This window comes from Parabacteroides sp. PF5-6 (assembly GCF_029504695.1).
Taxonomy (GTDB): Bacteria; Bacteroidota; Bacteroidia; order Bacteroidales; family Tannerellaceae; genus QVMG01.
In genome coordinates, this window is the sequence record NZ_JAQFIN010000010.1 from 119,432 (window position 1) to 136,926 (window position 17,495).

The following is a 17,495-nucleotide window of genomic DNA, read 5'->3' on the forward strand; positions in this document are numbered from 1 at the left end:
AATTACTCTTTGCCTTTAACCTTGCTCCAACTGTCTTTGAGGGAGACCGTACGGTTAAAGATCAGTTTATCTTCCCGGCTGTCGGGATCGAGATTGAAATAGCCGGTGCGTTGGAATTGGAAATGATCGTAAGGTTTTGCCTTCTGCAGTTCCATTTCGACGCGGCAGTTCGTTAATACCTTCAACGAATCCGGATTCAGGAGTTCCTTGAAGTCTTTGTCTTTCTCTTCCGAGGGGTTCTCGACCATAAAGAGGCGGTCGTACAGGCGCACCTCGGCCGGCAAACTATGTTCGACGGAGACCCAATGCAACGTACCTTTTACTTTCCGGCCACTGTCGGGCATGCCGCTCTTCGTGTTCGGATCGTACTCGGCATAGATCTCCTGGATCACGCCGTTTTCATCTTTCTTGAAGCCGGTACATTTAATAATGTAAGCCCCTTTCAGGCGTACCTCTTTGTCGGGCGCCAGGCGGAAGAATTTCTTGGGCGCTTCTTCCATGAAGTCTTCCCGTTCGATATAGAGCTCGCGGGTGAATGCGATCTCGTGCGAGCCGGCTGTCGGATCTTCCGGGTTATTGATGGCTTCCATCCTCTCGACCTGGCCTTCGGGGTAGTTGGTGAGGATCAGCTTCACGGGATCCAATACGGCAGACACGCGGGGCGCTTTCATATTGAGGTCTTCCCGGATCGCATGTTCCAACAGGGCGATGTCGATGATGCCGTCGTATTTGGTATAACCGATCTTCTTGATGAAGTTATGAATCGATTGCGGCGTGAATCCCCGGCGGCGATACCCGCAGATAGTCGGCATACGCGGGTCGTCCCAGCCGTTCACCAATTTTTCCTGCACCAGTTGAAGCAGTTTCCGCTTGCTCATGACCGTATAGGTGAGATTCAAACGGTTGAACTCGGTCTGCCGCGGGCGGTAGTTGTCGTCTTTCTTCAACAGGTCGATAAAGTAATCGTAGAGTGGGCGGTGCACTTCGAACTCAAGCGTACACAACGAGTGGGTGACGCCTTCGAAGTAGTCGCTCTGCCCGTGGGCGAAGTCGTACATGGGGTAGACTTTCCACTGGGTACCGGTGCGGTGATGCGGATGTTTGGTGATGATCCGGTAGATGATCGGATCACGGAAGTGCATATTCGACGAAGCCATGTCGATCTTCGCCCGCAGGATCATGCTGCCGTCTTCAAACTCGCCTTCGTTCATCCGGCGGAACAGATCCAGGCTCTCTTCGACCGGGCGGTTGCGGTAAGGACTCTCCACACCCGGCTGGGTTGGCGTGCCTTTCTGCTGAGCGATAACTTCCGCGCTCTGTTCGTCGACGTAAGCTTTGTCTTTCTTGATCAGTTCGACGGCGAAGTCATATAATTGCTGAAAATAATCGGAGGCGTAGACCACTTCGTCCCATTGGAAGCCGAGCCATTGGATATCTTCCATGATCGAATCGACATATTCGACATCCTCTTTCACCGGATTGGTATCGTCAAAGCGGAGTTTGCAAATCCCTTTATAGGTTTCCGCAATCCCAAAATCCAGACAGATCGCCTTGGCATGACCGATATGCAGGTAGCCGTTGGGTTCGGGCGGGAAGCGGGTTTGTATCCTTCCTCCGTTTTTGCCTTCGGCCAGATCATTTTCTACTATGGTCTCAATAAAGTTCAGGCTCTTTTTGCCTTCTTCTTCGATTACTTTGTTATCGCTCATCTTGTCAGTGCTATTATATGCTTAAAAAAAGACTACAAAGATAGTGTTTTTTTATTAAGAAAGGGGGGGCATTAAGAACTCATAAGAATTCATAGGAGCTCATAAGATCATAGGAACTCATAAGAACTCATAGGAACTCATAAGAGCTCATAAGAAAAGAAGCCCCCTTCCTATGAATTCTTATGAATTCTTATGAATTCCTATGAGTTCTTAAATAGGGCCCTGAGCTCTTAAATAGGGCCCTTTTCAAGAGAAAGTCAACACAAACCTCGTCTCTTTTATATTCGCCCCGGTCTTCAGCGAGATGCTTCCCCCCGAAAGGCGCATAATCTGCCGGGAGACAGATAAGCCGACGCCGCTGCCGCCTTCTTTGGTCGTAAAGAAAGGCACGAAGATATGTTCCACTTCTTCGGCGGGGATGATAGGTCCGTTATTGCTGACCTCGATAATGACCGCTTCCTGATCGTTCACAAAAGCGTTGATGGCGACCACGCCATCACTGCGTTCGCCGCCAATGGCCTGCATGGCGTTCTTCAGGAGATTCAGGACCACCTGCGTGATCAGGTTCTCATCGGCATAGATAATCAGGTCTTCGGGTTCGATCGTCACCCGGATGTCGATCAGGGGGAAGTGATTATGATGCCTGGCCAACTGAACCATCCGGTCGAGGAACTTGCCGACATAGAAAAGCGAAGGGTCGGGTGTCGGGATATGCGTAAACTTCCGGTACGACTCCACAAACGAGATCAAACCCTTGCCGGTTGCCCCGATCGTCTCCAAGCCACTGCGGATCTCATCGTTCACCTCCGAATGGATAGACAACAACGTCTCGCTCAGGGAGGTGATCGGCGTGACGGAGTTCATGATCTCGTGCGTCAACACCCGGGTCAGCCGGATCCAGGAGTCGATTTCCTTTTCATCCAGTTCGCTGTTGATATCGTTGATGGCGACGATCCGCACATGCTTGGTCTGGAGTGTCATCTCGGAAACGCGGACCGAGAGGTTGATCGTGCCCCGTTCGTTGGAGAACGAGAGCTGGTGCTTCTCCCCCGGCTGTATATTGCGCAAGAGTTTCTCGACGCCGGCATCGACCTTGGCCAGTTGCTTGACGTGCGTGAAGACATTCATGCCCAACAGATGCAACGCTTCTTTGTTTGTCTGGTAGATATAACCCTCGTCATCCAAGACGATAATGCCGGTATTGACCGAGTCCATGATCAACTCGTAGTATTTCTCTTTCTGTATCGCATCGGCTTTGGCCTGGAAAAGGATCTGCGTGATGCGGTTCAGCGATTTGCTGACCAGCTTATCATCCGACGAGCTTCCTTTGGTCGCATATTTGAACGCATAATCGCTATTGTCGATCGCATCGAACATAAAAGCGACCTTGCGTGCGTTTTGGCGGTACAAGCTGCGCACCATCAACAGTGCGAGAAGCCATCCGATAGCCAGAAACACCACCCAGGTCCAGTCTTTAGCCAACACAAACCATGTCAGCCCCACCGTGAAAGCCACCAACAGCAGCAACCGGAAGAATAAACTATTGTATATACGACGAAAGAAGGTACGCATCTTGTTTAGAGTTCATATCTCTTTATTTTGTTATAAAGCGTCTGCCGGGAAATACCCAGTTGGCTGGCGACCATCGACAGGTTGCCGCCGTATTTATCCATGGCGCTCTTGATCATATTGTATTCCATCTCTTCCAGGGTCGTAGCCTCCGGCAGCTCCGTTTTTTGTTTCTTGGGGAAATGGAAAGCGGTCGCATCGAGGGTATCGGAATCGCTGATGATCACCGCTTTCTCGATCGTATGTTCCAACTCACGGATGTTGCCGAACCAGGACTGCTCTTTCAGCTTCTCCCTGGCATCGGCCGAGAGCTGAAGAGCCGGTTTATTATAGATATTACCATACTTGAGTAGGAAGATCTCCGACAAAGGAACAATATCCTCCGGACGCTCGCGCAAGGGAGGAATCTCGACATGGATCGTATTGATCCGGTATAAAAGGTCTTCGCGGAACTGCCCTTGGTCGACCATCTGCCGCAGGTCGCGGTTCGTCGCACTGATCAGGCGGATATTCACGGGGATAGGCGTATTGCTTCCCACCCGGACCACCGAACGCTGCTGGATCGCAGTCAACAGTTTCGCCTGCAGGTGATAAGGCAGGTTACCGATCTCATCGAGGAAGAGCGTACTATTGTCGGCCGCTTCGAATTTTCCGGGACGATCGGCGCGGGCATCCGTAAAGGCGCCTTTGACATGCCCGAAGAGTTCGCTTTCGAAGAGTGTTTCCGTGATCGCCCCCATATCGACCGAGACCATCGCCTGGTGTTTGCGGTTGGAGAATAGATGGATCTCGCGCGCCAGCATCTCTTTCCCCGTCCCGTTCTCGCCGGTGATCAATAGATTGGCATCCGTAACGGCGACCTTCTCGATCAGGTTGCGCAATTGTTGCATCGCTGCACTCTCGCCCCAGAACATGCCGCTCTCCTGAGATACCAACGCTTTGCCTTTGCCTTGCGTTTTGCTGCCGGAACCTTTGCGCGAAAGGATAGCCATCTGAAGCGACTCGATCAGTTTCTGGTTGTTCCAGGGCTTGACCACAAAGTCGGCCGCCCCTTCTTTGATTCCCCGCACCGCCAGGTCGATATCGGCATAGGCCGTGAAAAGCACAACCGGCAGCGCCGGATACTCTTTCTTGATCTCACTCAACCAAAAGAGCCCTTCATTGCCACTATTGATACCGGCGCTGAAATTCATATCCAAGAGCACCACATCGACTTTCTCACTACTGAATACCGATTTGATTTTATTGGGCGTAGTGATGGTAATCACCTTTTCAAAGCTTGTCGCCAATAACATCTGCACGGCCGTGAGAATCGCTTTGTTATCGTCGACAACCAGTATTGTACCTTGTTTAGCCATTTCGCGAATTTTAATCTTATCCTATCTTCGATTTAAGGAACAAAGATAACGTTTAGGTTCGAAAATGTGCTATTCCGAAACGCCCGATTTTGAAATGTGTTGACGGTTATCAACAAACAAATAGTCCTGCCTCAATGCGGTCGTTCTGTAAGGACAAGAGCGTTGAAAGCGCGTGGGTGTCAAATTCTTTTACAGCGCTGTCTAATAATTTGACAATGGGTTGTGCGGAGAAGATTGCTAAAAGACTGACTGTATGCGGCTTGTAGCTTTTGGCACATTCTTTGCTTGGGGATGGGTAAGAAAAGAACAAAGCGATGAGAAAGAAAGTTATACTGACAGCAATCATGGGATGCCTGATCTGGGCCGCAGGGGCACAGGAACGGGTGTGGACCTTGGACGACTGCATGCGCTACGCGGTGGAGAACAGTCCGAAGGTGAAACAAAAGCAACATACGCATAACACCTATAAAGCGGAATACCGGCAGTCGCTGGCTTCGTTCCTGCCTTCGGTGACGGCGCAGACGGAAGCCGGTTGGGGTTTCGGGCGTAGTGTGGACGATAGTTACAACTATATCAACACGACGAATTTCTCGAACTCCTATGGATTGAACGCAAGCCTGCCGATCTTCAACGGTGGACAGCTGATCAACAATTGGCGCCTGGCAAAGGTCAACCGCCAACTGGGTATGACTAACGTACAGAAACAAAAAGACGACCTGGCGATCCTGATCATGTCGGCTTATGTCGATGTGTTGTACTACCAGGGCACCGTGACTTACGCCGAAGAGAAGCTCGAAGAGAGCCTGCAGACGGCGTTGCAGACGGAGCGTATGGTTGAACTCGGCCTGAAAGGCAAAGCCGAACTGGCACAGGTCGAAGCCCAGGTGGCTGCCGACGATTATTTCCGCATCAACCAGCGTAACCTCTACGATGTAGCCGTATTGACGTTGAAGAACTATATGAATTATCCCGCGGAAGAACCCCTGTCGATCGATGCCCTTGACGAAGTGAATGCAGCCTTGTTGTCGGACGACGACGCCCAGGAGATCTTCGCTTACGCCCAGGGGAGCAATCCGACGGCGTTGCAAGCCGAATATCAAGTGGATGCCGCGCGGATGCAACACCTGATCGAAAAAGGCAAACTCTTTCCCACCATCTCGTTCTGGGGCGGTGTCTATACCGATTATTATAAAGACCTGAAAGCAACCGATCCGGGGGCTTCTTTCTCGAACCAGTTCAAAAACAAACGCCGCGAATCGTTGGGATTCTCCCTGAGCCTGCCGTTGTTCAGCCGGTTAACTAAGGTAACGTCGATCCGCCGGGCGCGCAACAATATGCGCATCGCCCAGGAACAGCAGACGGAGATCTTGCGCGAACTGCAGACAGCCATCGAAAAGGCGGTACTCGAACGCGAAGGCCTGTTGAAAGAAACCATCCAGATGGAAAAGAAAAAGGATGCGGATGCGTATGCCTACCAGGTGACCCTGCGCAAGTTTGAAGAAGGCCTGATGAGCCCGCTCGACGTGCAGACCAGCAGTAACCTGTTGATCCAATCCAAAGCCAACCTCCTGTTGAAGCGGCTTACTTACTACATGAAATGCAGGGAAGTGGAATATTACAAGGGGAAATCCCTAATTAATGATTAATGATTAATTGTTAATTGTTAATTGCGCAAGCGGTAAACTGAGCATTAACAATTGACAATTTAGAACATGCGCTTGCGCTAATTAACAATTAAGAATTAACAATTAACAATTAGAATACGATGGATATAAAGTTAGAAAAGAAGAAAGGGATACAGAAGAAACATCTTCCTTACATTGGGGGAGGCGCGTTGTTTCTGGTGTTATTGGGTTGGATCATTTTTGGCGATCATTCGTCGACGCTGCGGGTGGATGCCCGGGGCATCAGTATCGGCAATGTGACGAAAGCGATGTTCAATGACTTTGTGCGTATCGACGGGAATGTGCAGCCGATCACGGTCGTACAGCTCAGCCCGCAGGAAGGCGGGATTGTCGAAGAGAAGGTCGTGGAAGAAGGTTCGCAGGTCAGGAAAGGCGATGTGATCGTTCGCCTGTCGAACTCGAGCCTGGAATTGTCGATCCTCACCTCGGAAGCGAACCTGACCGAGCAGATGAATATCCTGCGTAACACGCAGATCACCATGCAGCAGCAACGCTTGGACAATGAGAACACGAAGTTGCAGGTGGATATGGAGACCTCGCGCCTGCGCCGTACATACGAGCAATACGAGAAACTCTTTAAAGAAGAACTGATCTCCCGCGAGGAATTCCTCAAAGCCAAAGAAGATTACGACCTGTCGGTGCGCAAGAACGCATTGATCACCGAACGGATCTACCAGGATTCGATCTACCGTTCGTTGCAGATCGACCAGATGGAAGAGAATATGGAGAGCATGCAGCAGAATATGCGCCTGATCCGCCAGCGGCGGGAGAACCTGAGTGTGCGTTCGCAGATCGACGGTGAACTGGGCTTATTGAATGTCGTCCTGGGACAGAATATCGGCGCGGGACAGATGATCGGGCAGATCAACGACCTATCGGACTATAAGATCGAAGCGCAGATCGACGAGCATTATATCGACCGGGTACGCGCCGGCCTGAACGCGACGTTCGAACGCCAGGGCAGTACGTTCAACCTGACCATCCGCCGGGTATTCCCCGAAGTGCGCGAAGGTAAGTTCCGCACCGAGTTCCTCTTTGTGGGCGAACGTCCCGATAACATCCGCAGCGGACAGACCTATTATATCAATCTCGAACTGGGACAGCCCACCGAGGGCATCCTGATCCCCAAAGGCACCTTCTTCCAACACACAGGCGGAAGCTGGATCTTCGTCTTGGATAAAGAAGGTAAGAAAGCCCATCGCCGCCAGATCCGTATCGGACGGCAGAATCCGCAGTACTACGAAGTATTGGAAGGCCTCGAACCGGGCGAACGCGTGATCGTTTCGAGCTACGAAAGCTATAAGAATAACGAAGTATTGGTGTTAGACTAAACACTGCAAATAAGAAAGGAAATCATGATGGATCAGTTGATAGTATTGTTCCGCACGCTCTTCAAACGGGGCAGGAGCAACGTGATAAAGATTATTTCGCTGGGCGTTGGGCTGGCGATGGGGTTGGTGTTGATTGCCAAGGTCTATCTGGAGCAGTCGTATGATGACTTCTTTCCCGATGGGGATCGGATCTTTCAGCTGGCTACGAATGCCGAACGGGAAGGGGAAGATGAAGAGGCACGGGAGTATCCGCAGGTGAGCGGTGGCATTGCGCCCGGAATGAGAATGGAGATCCCCGAGGTGGAAGTGGCCACGCGTTTCACCTGGATCTACTATACGCCTACTGTTTTCTTTACGGTAGACGATAACCATAAGTATAAAGGACGGTTCATTCTGGCCGATAGTTGCCTGTTCGATGTATTTCCCCGTCCGATGTTGGCGGGTGATGCCAAAGAAGTATTGGCCACGCCGATGCATGCCTTGGTCCCGCGTTCGATTGCCGAGCGTATGGGTGGGGTCTCCACGGTGGTGGGGCGGGTGATTCAGCTGGAGAACCATCCGGGCAAGAACGTTACGATCGGGGGTGTCTTTGAAGATATGCCGCTCAACTCACACCTGAACTACGAGGTGATCCTGTCGCTGCCTTCGATCGCCAGCTTTACGTGGGACGGCAGGGATAACTGGATGGGCAACGACCGCTATATCGGCTATGTGAAACTACGTCCCGGCGTAACGCCCGAAGACATAGCCCCCAGTATCGTGCGTATGCAGGAGAAGAACCAGCCGATGGAGAAGCTGCGCGAGATCTTTGTCGATTTCAGCTACCGCTTGAATCCGCTCTTGGAACTGCATAAAGGCACGCCGGAGATCAAACGCATGTTCAAGTTGCTCTCGCTCCTGGCTTTCGCGTTGATCTTTACGGCGGTGATGAACTATATCCTGATTGTGATCTCTTCGTTGGTGAACCGTTCGAAGGAGATGGCGGTCAATAAGTGTTACGGGGCTTCCGACGGTTCGATCTATCGGAAGATGCTGTTGGAAACATTGATAGACCTATTGGCTTCGCTGGTAGTGGCCGTGATCCTGATTTTGGCGTTCCAGAGTAAGATCGAAGATTTGTTGTCGGCAACGCTGGATATGCTCTTTAGCTGGCGGGCATGTATGTTTTTGTTGGGCGTCTGCGTGGTGGTGTTCTTCGTAGCGGGACTGGTACCGGGTTATCTTTATTCCCGCGTGCCGATCGCTTCGGCTTTCCGCAACTACCGCGAGAACAAACGGTTCTGGAAGTTGGGGCTTCTGTTTGTACAGTTTGTCGCTACCGGTTTTCTGATTGCACTCTTGGTGGTGATCGGCCGGCAGTACACCTATATGATCAACGACGATCCGGGTTACGAATATAAGGACCTGGCGTATGTCACGCTCGGCGGCATAGAGGATGATATGCGGCAGAAAGCACTGGATGAGATTGGACGCCTGTCGGAAGTCTCAGCGGTCTCTTCTTGTTGGCAATTGCCGCTCCACTGGGCTTCGGGCAATAATGTGATGCTGCCGGGCAATGATAACGATCTGTTCAATATCGCCGATTACTATTTCGTAAGCAATGGATACCATGAGTTGATGGAAATCCCTGTGGTGGAAGGTCGTACGTTTACGGAGGATATACCTTCTTCGCGTGAGGTGATGGTCAGCCGTCGTTTCCTGGAGAAGATCAGCGCGCACGCCGACTGGTCCGACGGGGCGATCGGCAAGGATTTCGCCCTGACCGAACATAGCCGCAACTCAAACGATACATATAAGATCTGTGGGGTGTATGAAGACTTCCGGATGGGGGCGATCGGGCATGAAGATCCCCGTGCCAGTGTGATGTTCTACCGCAGCGAGCCCGCGGAGGTCATATTGATCCGTTTCCACCAGATGACGGCGGAGAACATCCAGGCGGTGACTGATGTACTGAGTCAGCTGCTTCCCAACAAAGAGATCCAGGTGTATTCCTATCCCAATGAATTGATGAGCCTGTACACCGATTCGCGCCGATATCGCGACTCCTTGATGGCCGGAGGCATCGTGGCGCTGATAATCGCCCTGATCGGCTTGATGGGTTATACGAACGATGAGATGAACCGTCGCCGCAAGGAAACCGCCGTGCGCAAAGTGAACGGTGCCCGCGTGCGCGATATCCTTTATCTCTTTGTGCGTGACATCTCGCGCATCGCTGTGCCGGCCTTGATCCTGGGTTGTGGCGTAGCCGCCTATGTGGCAAGCCGCTGGCAGCAGCAGTTCTCGGAGAAGACCTCGCTATCGTTTGTGTTGTACCTGATCTGCGGTGTGTTCGTCTTGACGGTGATCATGGGCGTGGTGAGTCTCAACTGCTACCGGGGGGCTACGGCGAATCCGGCGGAGTCGGTGAAGAGCGAATAAACCTTTCCGCATCGTTTCTTGTTGTACTAATAGATAGATAAACAGGTATTAAAAAGATTGATTATGGACAACAAGAACAATTTAGTAGTCGTGAAAGAAACGCCGGGAGGCCCGTATATCCTGACCGGTGAGTTTCGGATGATCCGCAAAGACGGGAGTGAAGAAATGGTTACCGGCCCGAAAGGCCTCTGCCGCTGCGGACATTCGAAAAACAAACCCTTCTGCGACGGCTCGCATGCCAAGATCCACTTTGAGCAGGACTAGCCAATAAGTAATTGGTATTACAGAACGCAGAAGACGCAGAGAGCGCAGATTTACGCTCTCTGCGTCTTCTGCGTTCTCTACTATCCTATTTAATGGAAAATCACTAAAAGTAGTGATTGCCCATCCCGCCTATTTGCCGTTTCTTTGCAACTGAAAAAATTAAACAGCACAAATGAAACGCGAACTCATTCTCTGTTGTGCCGCACTGGCACTTACGACAAGCGGCTTGAAGGCCGACGGTATCTCTACACACGAAAACGACACGATCCGCACGTTCAATATGGAAGAAGTGGTGATCACCTCTTCCACCAAAGAGACGAACGACCTGCGACGGCTGCCGGGATCAGTCACCCTGCTCTCGCCGCAAATGATCGCCGGCCGGCAGATCGACGCGTTGAAAGATATCAGTTCGTTCGTACCCAACCTGTATATGCCCGACTACGGCTCGAAATTGACTTCGGCCATCTATATCCGCGGCATCGGCGCACGCAGCAGCGGGCAGTCGATCGGCCTCTATGTCGATCATATTCCTTACCTGGACAAGAGCTCATTCGACTTTGAGTTGACCGATATCCAACGCATCGAAGTATTACGCGGGCCACAGGGCACGCTCTACGGGCGTAACGCCATGGGCGGCATCGTGAATATCCATACCCTCTCCCCTTTTCAATTTCAAGGGACCAAACTTTCCGTTTCGGGAGGCAACTACGGACAGTTCAAAGCCAAGGCTTCGCATTACAATAAACTGAGCGAGACCGTCGGCCTTTCCGTCAGCGGCTATTACGACCGCAACGACGGCTATTTCACCAATGCCTATACCGGCCGCAAGGCCGACCACGAGGAATCCGCCGGCGGACGCTTCAAACTCGATTGGCAGATCACACCCCAACTCCTGGCCGCCTACACCTTTTCGTACGATTACGCCGATCAGGGCGCTTTTCCTTACGGCAAATACAACACGGCGACGGGTGAGATCGCGCCGGTGCAGATCAATGATCCCTGTGGTTACACGCGGGATATGCTGGCCAACCACCTTTTCCTCGAATACAAGACTGATCGCTTCGTCCTGACCAGCACCACCGGTTATCAATGGCTGAAAGACGATATGCAGATGGACCAGGACTACGATACGCTCTCGGTCTTTACCCTCAATCAGAAACAGAAACAGAAAGCATTCAGCGAAGAAATCGCCATCCGCAGCAACAGCCGGAGCGACTATCAATGGTCGTTCGGACTCTATGGCTTCCATAACAGCCTGAAAACCGAAGGGCCGGTGACTTTCAAGGACGATGGCATAGGTCTGATCCTGCAACCGGTATTCGACCGCTTGAAAGAGTCGTATCCCAAAATGCCGACACTGACCATCTTAGACGAAGAATTGTATATCCCCGGCACGTTCGATACCCCGTCGTACGGCGCGGCTTTGTTTCATCAGTCGACCTTGAACAACCTCTTTACCGAAGGGCTCTCACTCACGGCAGGTATACGGCTCGACTATGAAAAGCAAGAGATGAAATACCAAAGTAACGGCAAGATGCACCTGGGTATGCAGATGGGTAATATGCCCGTTCCGACGGATATCTCCGCGATGTACGACGAGACGGTGATCGACCTGTCGACTACGCAGGACTTCTGGCAGCTGTTGCCCAAGGTCTCCCTGAAATACGAATGTACGCCGCGCACCTTCACCTACCTCTCTGTGGCCAAAGGATACAAAACGGGCGGTTATAACGTGCAGTCTTCCGCCGATGTGATGCAGTCGCAGATGCAATACGACATCATGTCGGCCTTCCAGTCCATGATGCCCAATATGGAGATCCGTGAGCCGGCAGCCATCGAGGATGTGGTGGCTTACAAACCGGAACAGAGCTGGAACTATGAGTTAGGCGTACGCAGCGAACTGGTCAAAGACCGGTTGCAAGCCGAACTGACCCTCTTTTATATGGATATCCGCGATGTGCAACTCACGCAGTTTGTCGCCAGCGGCAACGGGCGTATCCTGACCAATGCAGGCAAGGCCGAAAGCTACGGGGCGGAACTCTCCCTGCGCGCCCAACTCCTGCCGGGATGGAGTGCCGACCTGAACTACGGCTACACCCATGCGACCTTCCGCGATTACGATAACGGCAAAGAAGACTTCGCCGGCAACTATATCCCCTACACCCCGCGGCATACGCTTAGCCTGGGCACGGGCTATACCAAATTATTGCGCAATTGTTGGTTGGATCAGTTCACGGCCTCGGCCCAACTGACCGGCGCGGGCAAGATCTTCTGGTCGGAAGCCAATGACCTGGCGCAGGACTTCTACTGTCAACTCAATGCCAAAGTCGGTGTGCGCAAAGGAGCGGTGAACTTCAACCTCTGGGGACGTAACCTGACCGATACGCAATACGCCGCTTTCTCTTTCGAATCGTCCTGGAACAAACAACAATACGTACAACGCGGCAAACCCCTGCAGTTCGGCGCGGAAGTGAGCCTTACCTTTTGAAAAAGCCGGCAGCCTTTTCCAAAAGGCCGGCAGGGTTTTCCAAAAGGCCGGCGGCCTTTTTCAAAAAGCCGGCGGCCTTTTTACCCAACTCCTTTTTTAAGCGAAAGCCTTCACCCGGAATGCCGATCAATACAGGGATCTGACGACCGGGTGAAAGGTGAAGGTGCAGTGAAAACTTTTATGTGTTACCTCTTTTAGGAGAATCTTCCTATCTTTGTTTCTGCAAATCGAAGATAGGATGCGCCTCAACATAATCAAGCAAGCTTGCTTCTGCGTTCGGCTTTCACTATCTTTGAGCAAAACTATACGATAATGCATTGGTTTTTCCACTCATCTCATCTGTACCGGTTGATTCCTTTTCTCGGCGGATGGCTGTTGGACCGGGCGCTGGGCGATCCGGGCGGACGACTTCATCCCATCGCAATCTTCGGGCGCATCATTGCCGAAGGGGAGAAAACGTTCAACAAAGCGAACGACCGCTGGCTGAAAGGAACGATCTTCAGCCTCACGCTGATTGTGGGGGTGTTCCTGATCAGCCAACACATCCTACTCTGGGCGGCACGTGTCCATTCCTTGTTTTATTTCCTGTTGATCGGCTTGGGCGTGTTTTTCTGCCTGTCGGGAAAGACCTTGATCGATGAGGTGAAAGGGGTCTTTGCCGCCGTCGACCGAAGTACCGGCGAAGGGCGCGAACGCCTGTCACGCATCGTCGGAAGGGATACTTCACAGCTCAACGATCAGGAGATCCGCACCGCCGCACTGGAATCGCTGGCCGAGAGCCTGAGTGACGGGGTGATCGCGCCGATGTTCTGGTATCTGTTATTGGGTTTGCCGGGCATGCTGGCCTACAAGATGATCAATACGCTCGACTCGATGATCGGCTACAAAAACGAACGCTATATCGACTTCGGCCGCGCGGCCGCCCAGATCGACGACCTGGCGAATTATATCCCCGCCCGACTGACGGCTTACCTGATGCTTTTCGTCTCGGGCAACTGGAACAAACGCGCGTTTGTCGCCCGATACGGCCGAGCCCATGCCAGTCCCAATGCCGGTTATCCGGAAGCAGCCCTGGCGGCGATCCTCGACTGTCGCTTCGGGGGCACACATAACTACTTCGGGCAGGCCGTGGAGAAACCGTATATCGGAGATAATCCACGCCTACTGACCACCGAAGATATGCTGACAGCCATCCAGGTGAACAGCCATACCGAATTGGTGATGGGACTAATCGTAACACTTATTCTCTTTATCTAAATATGAAACATATCACATTGATCACAGGCGGACAACGATCGGGCAAAAGCAGCTACGCGCAGAAGCTGGCCTTGTCGCTGACGGCAAAGCCTTTTTATCTCGCCACGGCACGGGTTTGGGACGAGGAATTCCGCGAGAGGATCCTCCGCCATCAACGCGACCGCGGGTCGGAATGGATGAATATCGAAGAAGAGAAATACCTGAGTCGCCACCTGTTGGAGGGCGAGGTGGTCTTGATCGACTGCGTGACGCTCTGGGCGACGAACTTCTTCTACGATAGCCATAGCGATGTCGACCTCTCCCTGAAACTGCTGACGGAAGAGTTCGACCGATTGACCCAACAGGATGCGCATTTTATCTTTGTCACCAACGAAGTAGGGTTGGGTGGCGTCTCGACCGATCCCTTGCAACGCAAGTTCAACGACCTGCAAGGCTGGGTCAACCAATACATCGCCTCCCGCGCCGACGAAGTCATCCTGATGGTCAGCGGCATTCCAATGCAGTTGAAAGTTAAAAGTTGAAAGTTGAAAGTTGAAAGTTATCTCATAATTCGTAATTCGTAATTGTTAATTCGTAATTGAAAACCCATGTTCCACATCGAATCCCCCTCCAAACAAATCCTGCCTGCCCTGCAGGAAAAGATCGATAACCTGACCAAACCCAAAGGATCATTGGGACGCCTGGAAGAACTGGCGTTGCAGATCGGATGGATCCAACAGTCGTTAAATCCGGCCCTGCGGCATCCGGTGAATGTGATCTATGCGGCCGATCATGGCATTGCCGATGAGGGGGTGAGTCAATCGCCCAAGGAGGTGACGCGGCAGGTGATTCATAACTTCCTCAATGGGGGCGCCGGCATCTGCTTTCTGGCCCGCCAGCACGGGGTGGAGCTGAAGATCGTGGATGGGGGTGTCGACTTTGATTTTCCCAAGATCCCGCAACTGATCGACCGGAAGGTACACAAAGGAACGCGCAACTTCCGATACGAGGCGGCAATGACCGCGGAAGAGATGGAACAGGCAGTGCGTTACGGCGCCGAAATCGTGACCGACTGCTACAACGAAGGCTGCAATGTTATTAGCTTTGGGGAGATGGGCGTAGGCAATACGGCGGCCTCGAGCATGTGGATGACTTGCCTGACGGGTATTCCGCTCGCCGCATGCGTGGGCGCCGGGAGTGGGCTCGACAAAGTAGGGGTTCTCCATAAACTGAACACCTTACAGCAGGCATTGGATAACTATTCCGGAAGCGATGAGGTGAAAGAAATCATGGCCTACTTCGGCGGATACGAGATGGTGATGGCGGTAGGTGGAATGCTTCGCGCGGCGGAGTTGAAGATGGTCATACTGATCGATGGCTTTATCATGACAAACTGCATACTGGCGGCTTCACGGCTCTATCCGGAAGTGCTCGACTATTGTATCTTCGGACATTGCGGGGATGAGTCGGGACATAAACAACTGTTGGAGGTATTGCGGGTTAAGCCGCTCCTGAATCTGGGTCTCCGCTTGGGCGAAGGGTCGGGTGCGCTTTGTGCTTACCCGGTCGTCGACTCTGCCGTGCGCATGATCAACGAGATGCACAGTTTCTCGCAGGCGGCGATCACCAAATATTTCTAAGGATGAAACAAGTACTGGCTGCATTGATCTTCTTTACCCGCCTGCCTTTCTGGAGATTGGCGGAGGTGCCGGCAGAACATTTCAAAAGGGTGGTTCCCTACTGGCCGTTGACGGGCTGGCTGACGGCCGCTTGCTCGGTAGGCGTACTATTTCTCGCCGCCCAAGTGCTGCCGGGGAACATTCCCTTGCTCCTGGCAATCCTCACACGCCTACTGATCACCGGATGCCTGCACGAAGACGGACTGGCCGACTTTCTCGATGGCTTTGGCGGAGGAACGTCCCGGGAACGCATCCTTACTATCATGAAAGATTCTCATATCGGAACGTACGGCGTGATCGGATTGATCGTCTATTTCCTCTTTTACTTCCATCTACTCGCTTCGATGCCCATTGAATGTATCGTCATCGCACTATTAGTGGGAGAGCCTTTCGCGAAGATGATGGCAGGTATGATTATCAACCGGCTACCCTACGCGCGACAAGAAGAAGACGCCAAGATAAAAACGGTCTACAGCCCCATGAATTGGAAAGAATACGGTATCATTCTTTTCTTTGGCTGCCTGCCGCTCTGCATCCTGGTCGAAGGGTATCTCTTCGCCGCCATCCTCTTCCCGGTCATCACCTTCTTCATCCTGACCGCATTCATGAAAAAGAAGATTGGCGGCTATACCGGCGACTGTTGCGGCGCCACCTTCTTACTCTGTGAACTAAGTTTTCTCTTTGGCTTTACACTCATCCTTCACTCCTCCTTCTAATTAATCATTAATCATTAATCATTAATCATTAAAAATGGAAATCTACCTGATCAGACACACCTCCGTCGACGTCCCCCAGGGGTATACCTACGGACAGACCGACGTCCCCCTCCGCCCTACCTTCGAAGAAGAGGCAGCAATCGTCAAAGAAAATCTCAAAATACACGTTTTCGATAAAGTATACACCAGCCCCCTGTCGCGCTGTGTGCGTCTGGCTACTTTCTGCGGATACCCGGAAGCGGAACGGATAGACGATCTTAAAGAAATCAACTTCGGCGAATGGGAAATGAAATCCTGGGACGACTTAGCGGAAGATCCCCGCTCGAAGGCCTGGTTCGACGACTGGGTAAACATCGCCGCCCCACAAGGCGAATCCATGAACGACCTCTACCACCGGGTAGCCACCTTCCTGGAAAAGCTCAAAGCCAGCAACCTGCAAAAAGTATGCCTCTTCGCCCACGGCGGCGTCCTCACCTGCGCCCGCATCTACGCCGGCCACTACGCCATCAAAGACGCCTTCAACCACATGCCCCCCTACGGCGCCATCATCCAAATCACCCTTAGGAACTCATAAGAGCTCATAGGAGCATAAGAACTCATAAGAATTCATAGGAACTCATAAGAACTCATAAGATCTCATCCCTTAATCCTATTATAACACACAGATGACGCAGATAAAGCACAAATGACCGCAGATAAAATTATAAACAATAATAATCTGCGGTCATCTGTGCTTTAGTCTGCGTCATCTGCGTGCCCTATCCCCTAGCCCTCCTAGGATTCCTATGAATTCCTATGAATTCTTATGAGTTCCTATGAGTTCTTAAGCTCTTATGAGCTCTTATGAGTTCCTATGAGTTCCTATGAGTTCTTAAGCTCTTATGAGTTCTTATGAATTCTTATGAGTTCCTATGAGTTCTTAAGCTCTTATGAATTCCTATGAATTCCTAAAAACAAAAAGAGCCTGCCCCCTCTCGGAAACAAGCTCTTCTACTTAAAACGGCAGCTACCTACTCTCCCACCTTGTGAGCAGTACCATCGG

The 17,495-nt window shown here is 51.9% G+C and carries 13 protein-coding genes; 10 read left to right on the plus strand and 3 right to left on the minus strand.

What is annotated here, in order from left to right; all coding sequences use genetic code 11:
• Positions 1-2: 2 nt before the first annotated feature.
• From M2133_RS12050 to M2133_RS12060, 3 genes are all read right to left on the minus strand, one after another.
• Positions 3-1,709, minus strand: coding sequence for a glutamine--tRNA ligase/YqeY domain fusion protein (locus tag M2133_RS12050; protein WP_277466393.1), 1,707 nt, complete (start codon positions 1,707-1,709; stop codon positions 3-5).
• 246 nt (positions 1,710-1,955) lie between these two features.
• On the minus strand, positions 1,956-3,281 hold the full coding sequence (locus M2133_RS12055; RefSeq protein WP_277466394.1) for an ATP-binding protein: 1,326 nt from the start codon (positions 3,279-3,281) through the stop codon (positions 1,956-1,958).
• A gap of 5 nt (positions 3,282-3,286) precedes the next feature.
• Entirely contained in the window at positions 3,287-4,636 is a 1,350-nt protein-coding gene (locus M2133_RS12060) for a sigma-54 dependent transcriptional regulator (protein WP_277466395.1), read from the minus strand.
• Between the two features lie 314 nt (positions 4,637-4,950).
• Between M2133_RS12060 and M2133_RS12065 the strand changes: the two genes are divergently transcribed.
• The 10 genes from M2133_RS12065 to cobC all read left to right on the plus strand — a co-directional run bounded on the left by M2133_RS12065 (position 4,951) and on the right by cobC (position 17,027).
• The gene (locus M2133_RS12065; protein WP_277466396.1) at positions 4,951-6,282 is read left to right on the plus strand and encodes a TolC family protein; all 1,332 of its coding nucleotides are present in this window, start codon (positions 4,951-4,953) and stop codon (positions 6,280-6,282) included.
• A gap of 119 nt (positions 6,283-6,401) precedes the next feature.
• Positions 6,402-7,652, plus strand: a complete 1,251-nt coding sequence (locus M2133_RS12070) for an HlyD family efflux transporter periplasmic adaptor subunit (protein WP_277466397.1) — start codon at positions 6,402-6,404, stop codon at positions 7,650-7,652.
• A gap of 24 nt (positions 7,653-7,676) precedes the next feature.
• The gene (locus M2133_RS12075; RefSeq protein ID WP_277466398.1) at positions 7,677-10,070 is read left to right on the plus strand and encodes an ABC transporter permease; all 2,394 of its coding nucleotides are present in this window, start codon (positions 7,677-7,679) and stop codon (positions 10,068-10,070) included.
• Positions 10,071-10,133: 63 nt separating this feature from the next.
• Complete coding sequence (locus M2133_RS12080) at positions 10,134-10,334, plus strand: CDGSH iron-sulfur domain-containing protein (protein WP_277466399.1); 201 nt, start codon at positions 10,134-10,136, stop codon at positions 10,332-10,334.
• 172 nt (positions 10,335-10,506) lie between these two features.
• The gene (locus tag M2133_RS12085) at positions 10,507-12,822 is read left to right on the plus strand and encodes a TonB-dependent receptor (protein WP_277466400.1); all 2,316 of its coding nucleotides are present in this window, start codon (positions 10,507-10,509) and stop codon (positions 12,820-12,822) included.
• 312 nt (positions 12,823-13,134) lie between these two features.
• Positions 13,135-14,079: an adenosylcobinamide-phosphate synthase CbiB gene (gene cbiB / locus M2133_RS12090; RefSeq protein WP_277466401.1), complete on the plus strand. Its 945-nt coding sequence runs from the start codon at positions 13,135-13,137 to the stop codon at positions 14,077-14,079.
• Positions 14,080-14,081: 2 nt separating this feature from the next.
• Entirely contained in the window at positions 14,082-14,600 is a 519-nt protein-coding gene (gene cobU / locus M2133_RS12095) for a bifunctional adenosylcobinamide kinase/adenosylcobinamide-phosphate guanylyltransferase (protein ID WP_277466402.1), read from the plus strand.
• Between the two features lie 66 nt (positions 14,601-14,666).
• Positions 14,667-15,698, plus strand: a complete 1,032-nt coding sequence (gene cobT, locus M2133_RS12100) for a nicotinate-nucleotide--dimethylbenzimidazole phosphoribosyltransferase (RefSeq protein ID WP_277466403.1) — start codon at positions 14,667-14,669, stop codon at positions 15,696-15,698.
• 2 nt (positions 15,699-15,700) lie between these two features.
• Positions 15,701-16,453 carry an adenosylcobinamide-GDP ribazoletransferase gene (gene cobS / locus M2133_RS12105; RefSeq protein WP_277466404.1) on the plus strand — a complete coding sequence of 251 codons (753 nt, stop codon included), beginning with the start codon at positions 15,701-15,703 and terminating at the stop codon, positions 16,451-16,453.
• 34 nt (positions 16,454-16,487) lie between these two features.
• A complete protein-coding gene (cobC, locus tag M2133_RS12110) occupies positions 16,488-17,027 on the plus strand; it encodes an alpha-ribazole phosphatase (RefSeq protein ID WP_277466405.1) in 540 nt (179 codons plus the stop codon).
• The last annotated feature ends 468 nt before the right edge of the window (positions 17,028-17,495 follow it).

What these genes read in the sequence shown, in the direction of transcription:
- M2133_RS12050 (WP_277466393.1), bottom strand. Translation starts at nt 1,709, where the DNA reads ATGAGCGATAACAAAGTAATCGAAGAAGAAGGCAAAAAGAGCCTGAAC.
- M2133_RS12055 (WP_277466394.1), bottom strand. Translation starts at nt 3,281, where the DNA reads ATGCGTACCTTCTTTCGTCGTATATACAATAGTTTATTCTTCCGGTTG.
- M2133_RS12060 (WP_277466395.1), bottom strand. Translation starts at nt 4,636, where the DNA reads ATGGCTAAACAAGGTACAATACTGGTTGTCGACGATAACAAAGCGATT.
- M2133_RS12065 (WP_277466396.1), top strand. Translation starts at nt 4,951, where the DNA reads ATGAGAAAGAAAGTTATACTGACAGCAATCATGGGATGCCTGATCTGG.
- M2133_RS12070 (WP_277466397.1), top strand. Translation starts at nt 6,402, where the DNA reads ATGGATATAAAGTTAGAAAAGAAGAAAGGGATACAGAAGAAACATCTT.
- M2133_RS12075 (WP_277466398.1), top strand. Translation starts at nt 7,677, where the DNA reads ATGATGGATCAGTTGATAGTATTGTTCCGCACGCTCTTCAAACGGGGC.
- M2133_RS12080 (WP_277466399.1), top strand. Translation starts at nt 10,134, where the DNA reads ATGGACAACAAGAACAATTTAGTAGTCGTGAAAGAAACGCCGGGAGGC.
- M2133_RS12085 (WP_277466400.1), top strand. Translation starts at nt 10,507, where the DNA reads ATGAAACGCGAACTCATTCTCTGTTGTGCCGCACTGGCACTTACGACA.
- cbiB (WP_277466401.1), top strand. Translation starts at nt 13,135, where the DNA reads ATGCATTGGTTTTTCCACTCATCTCATCTGTACCGGTTGATTCCTTTT.
- cobU (WP_277466402.1), top strand. Translation starts at nt 14,082, where the DNA reads ATGAAACATATCACATTGATCACAGGCGGACAACGATCGGGCAAAAGC.
- cobT (WP_277466403.1), top strand. Translation starts at nt 14,667, where the DNA reads ATGTTCCACATCGAATCCCCCTCCAAACAAATCCTGCCTGCCCTGCAG.
- cobS (WP_277466404.1), top strand. Translation starts at nt 15,701, where the DNA reads ATGAAACAAGTACTGGCTGCATTGATCTTCTTTACCCGCCTGCCTTTC.
- cobC (WP_277466405.1), top strand. Translation starts at nt 16,488, where the DNA reads ATGGAAATCTACCTGATCAGACACACCTCCGTCGACGTCCCCCAGGGG.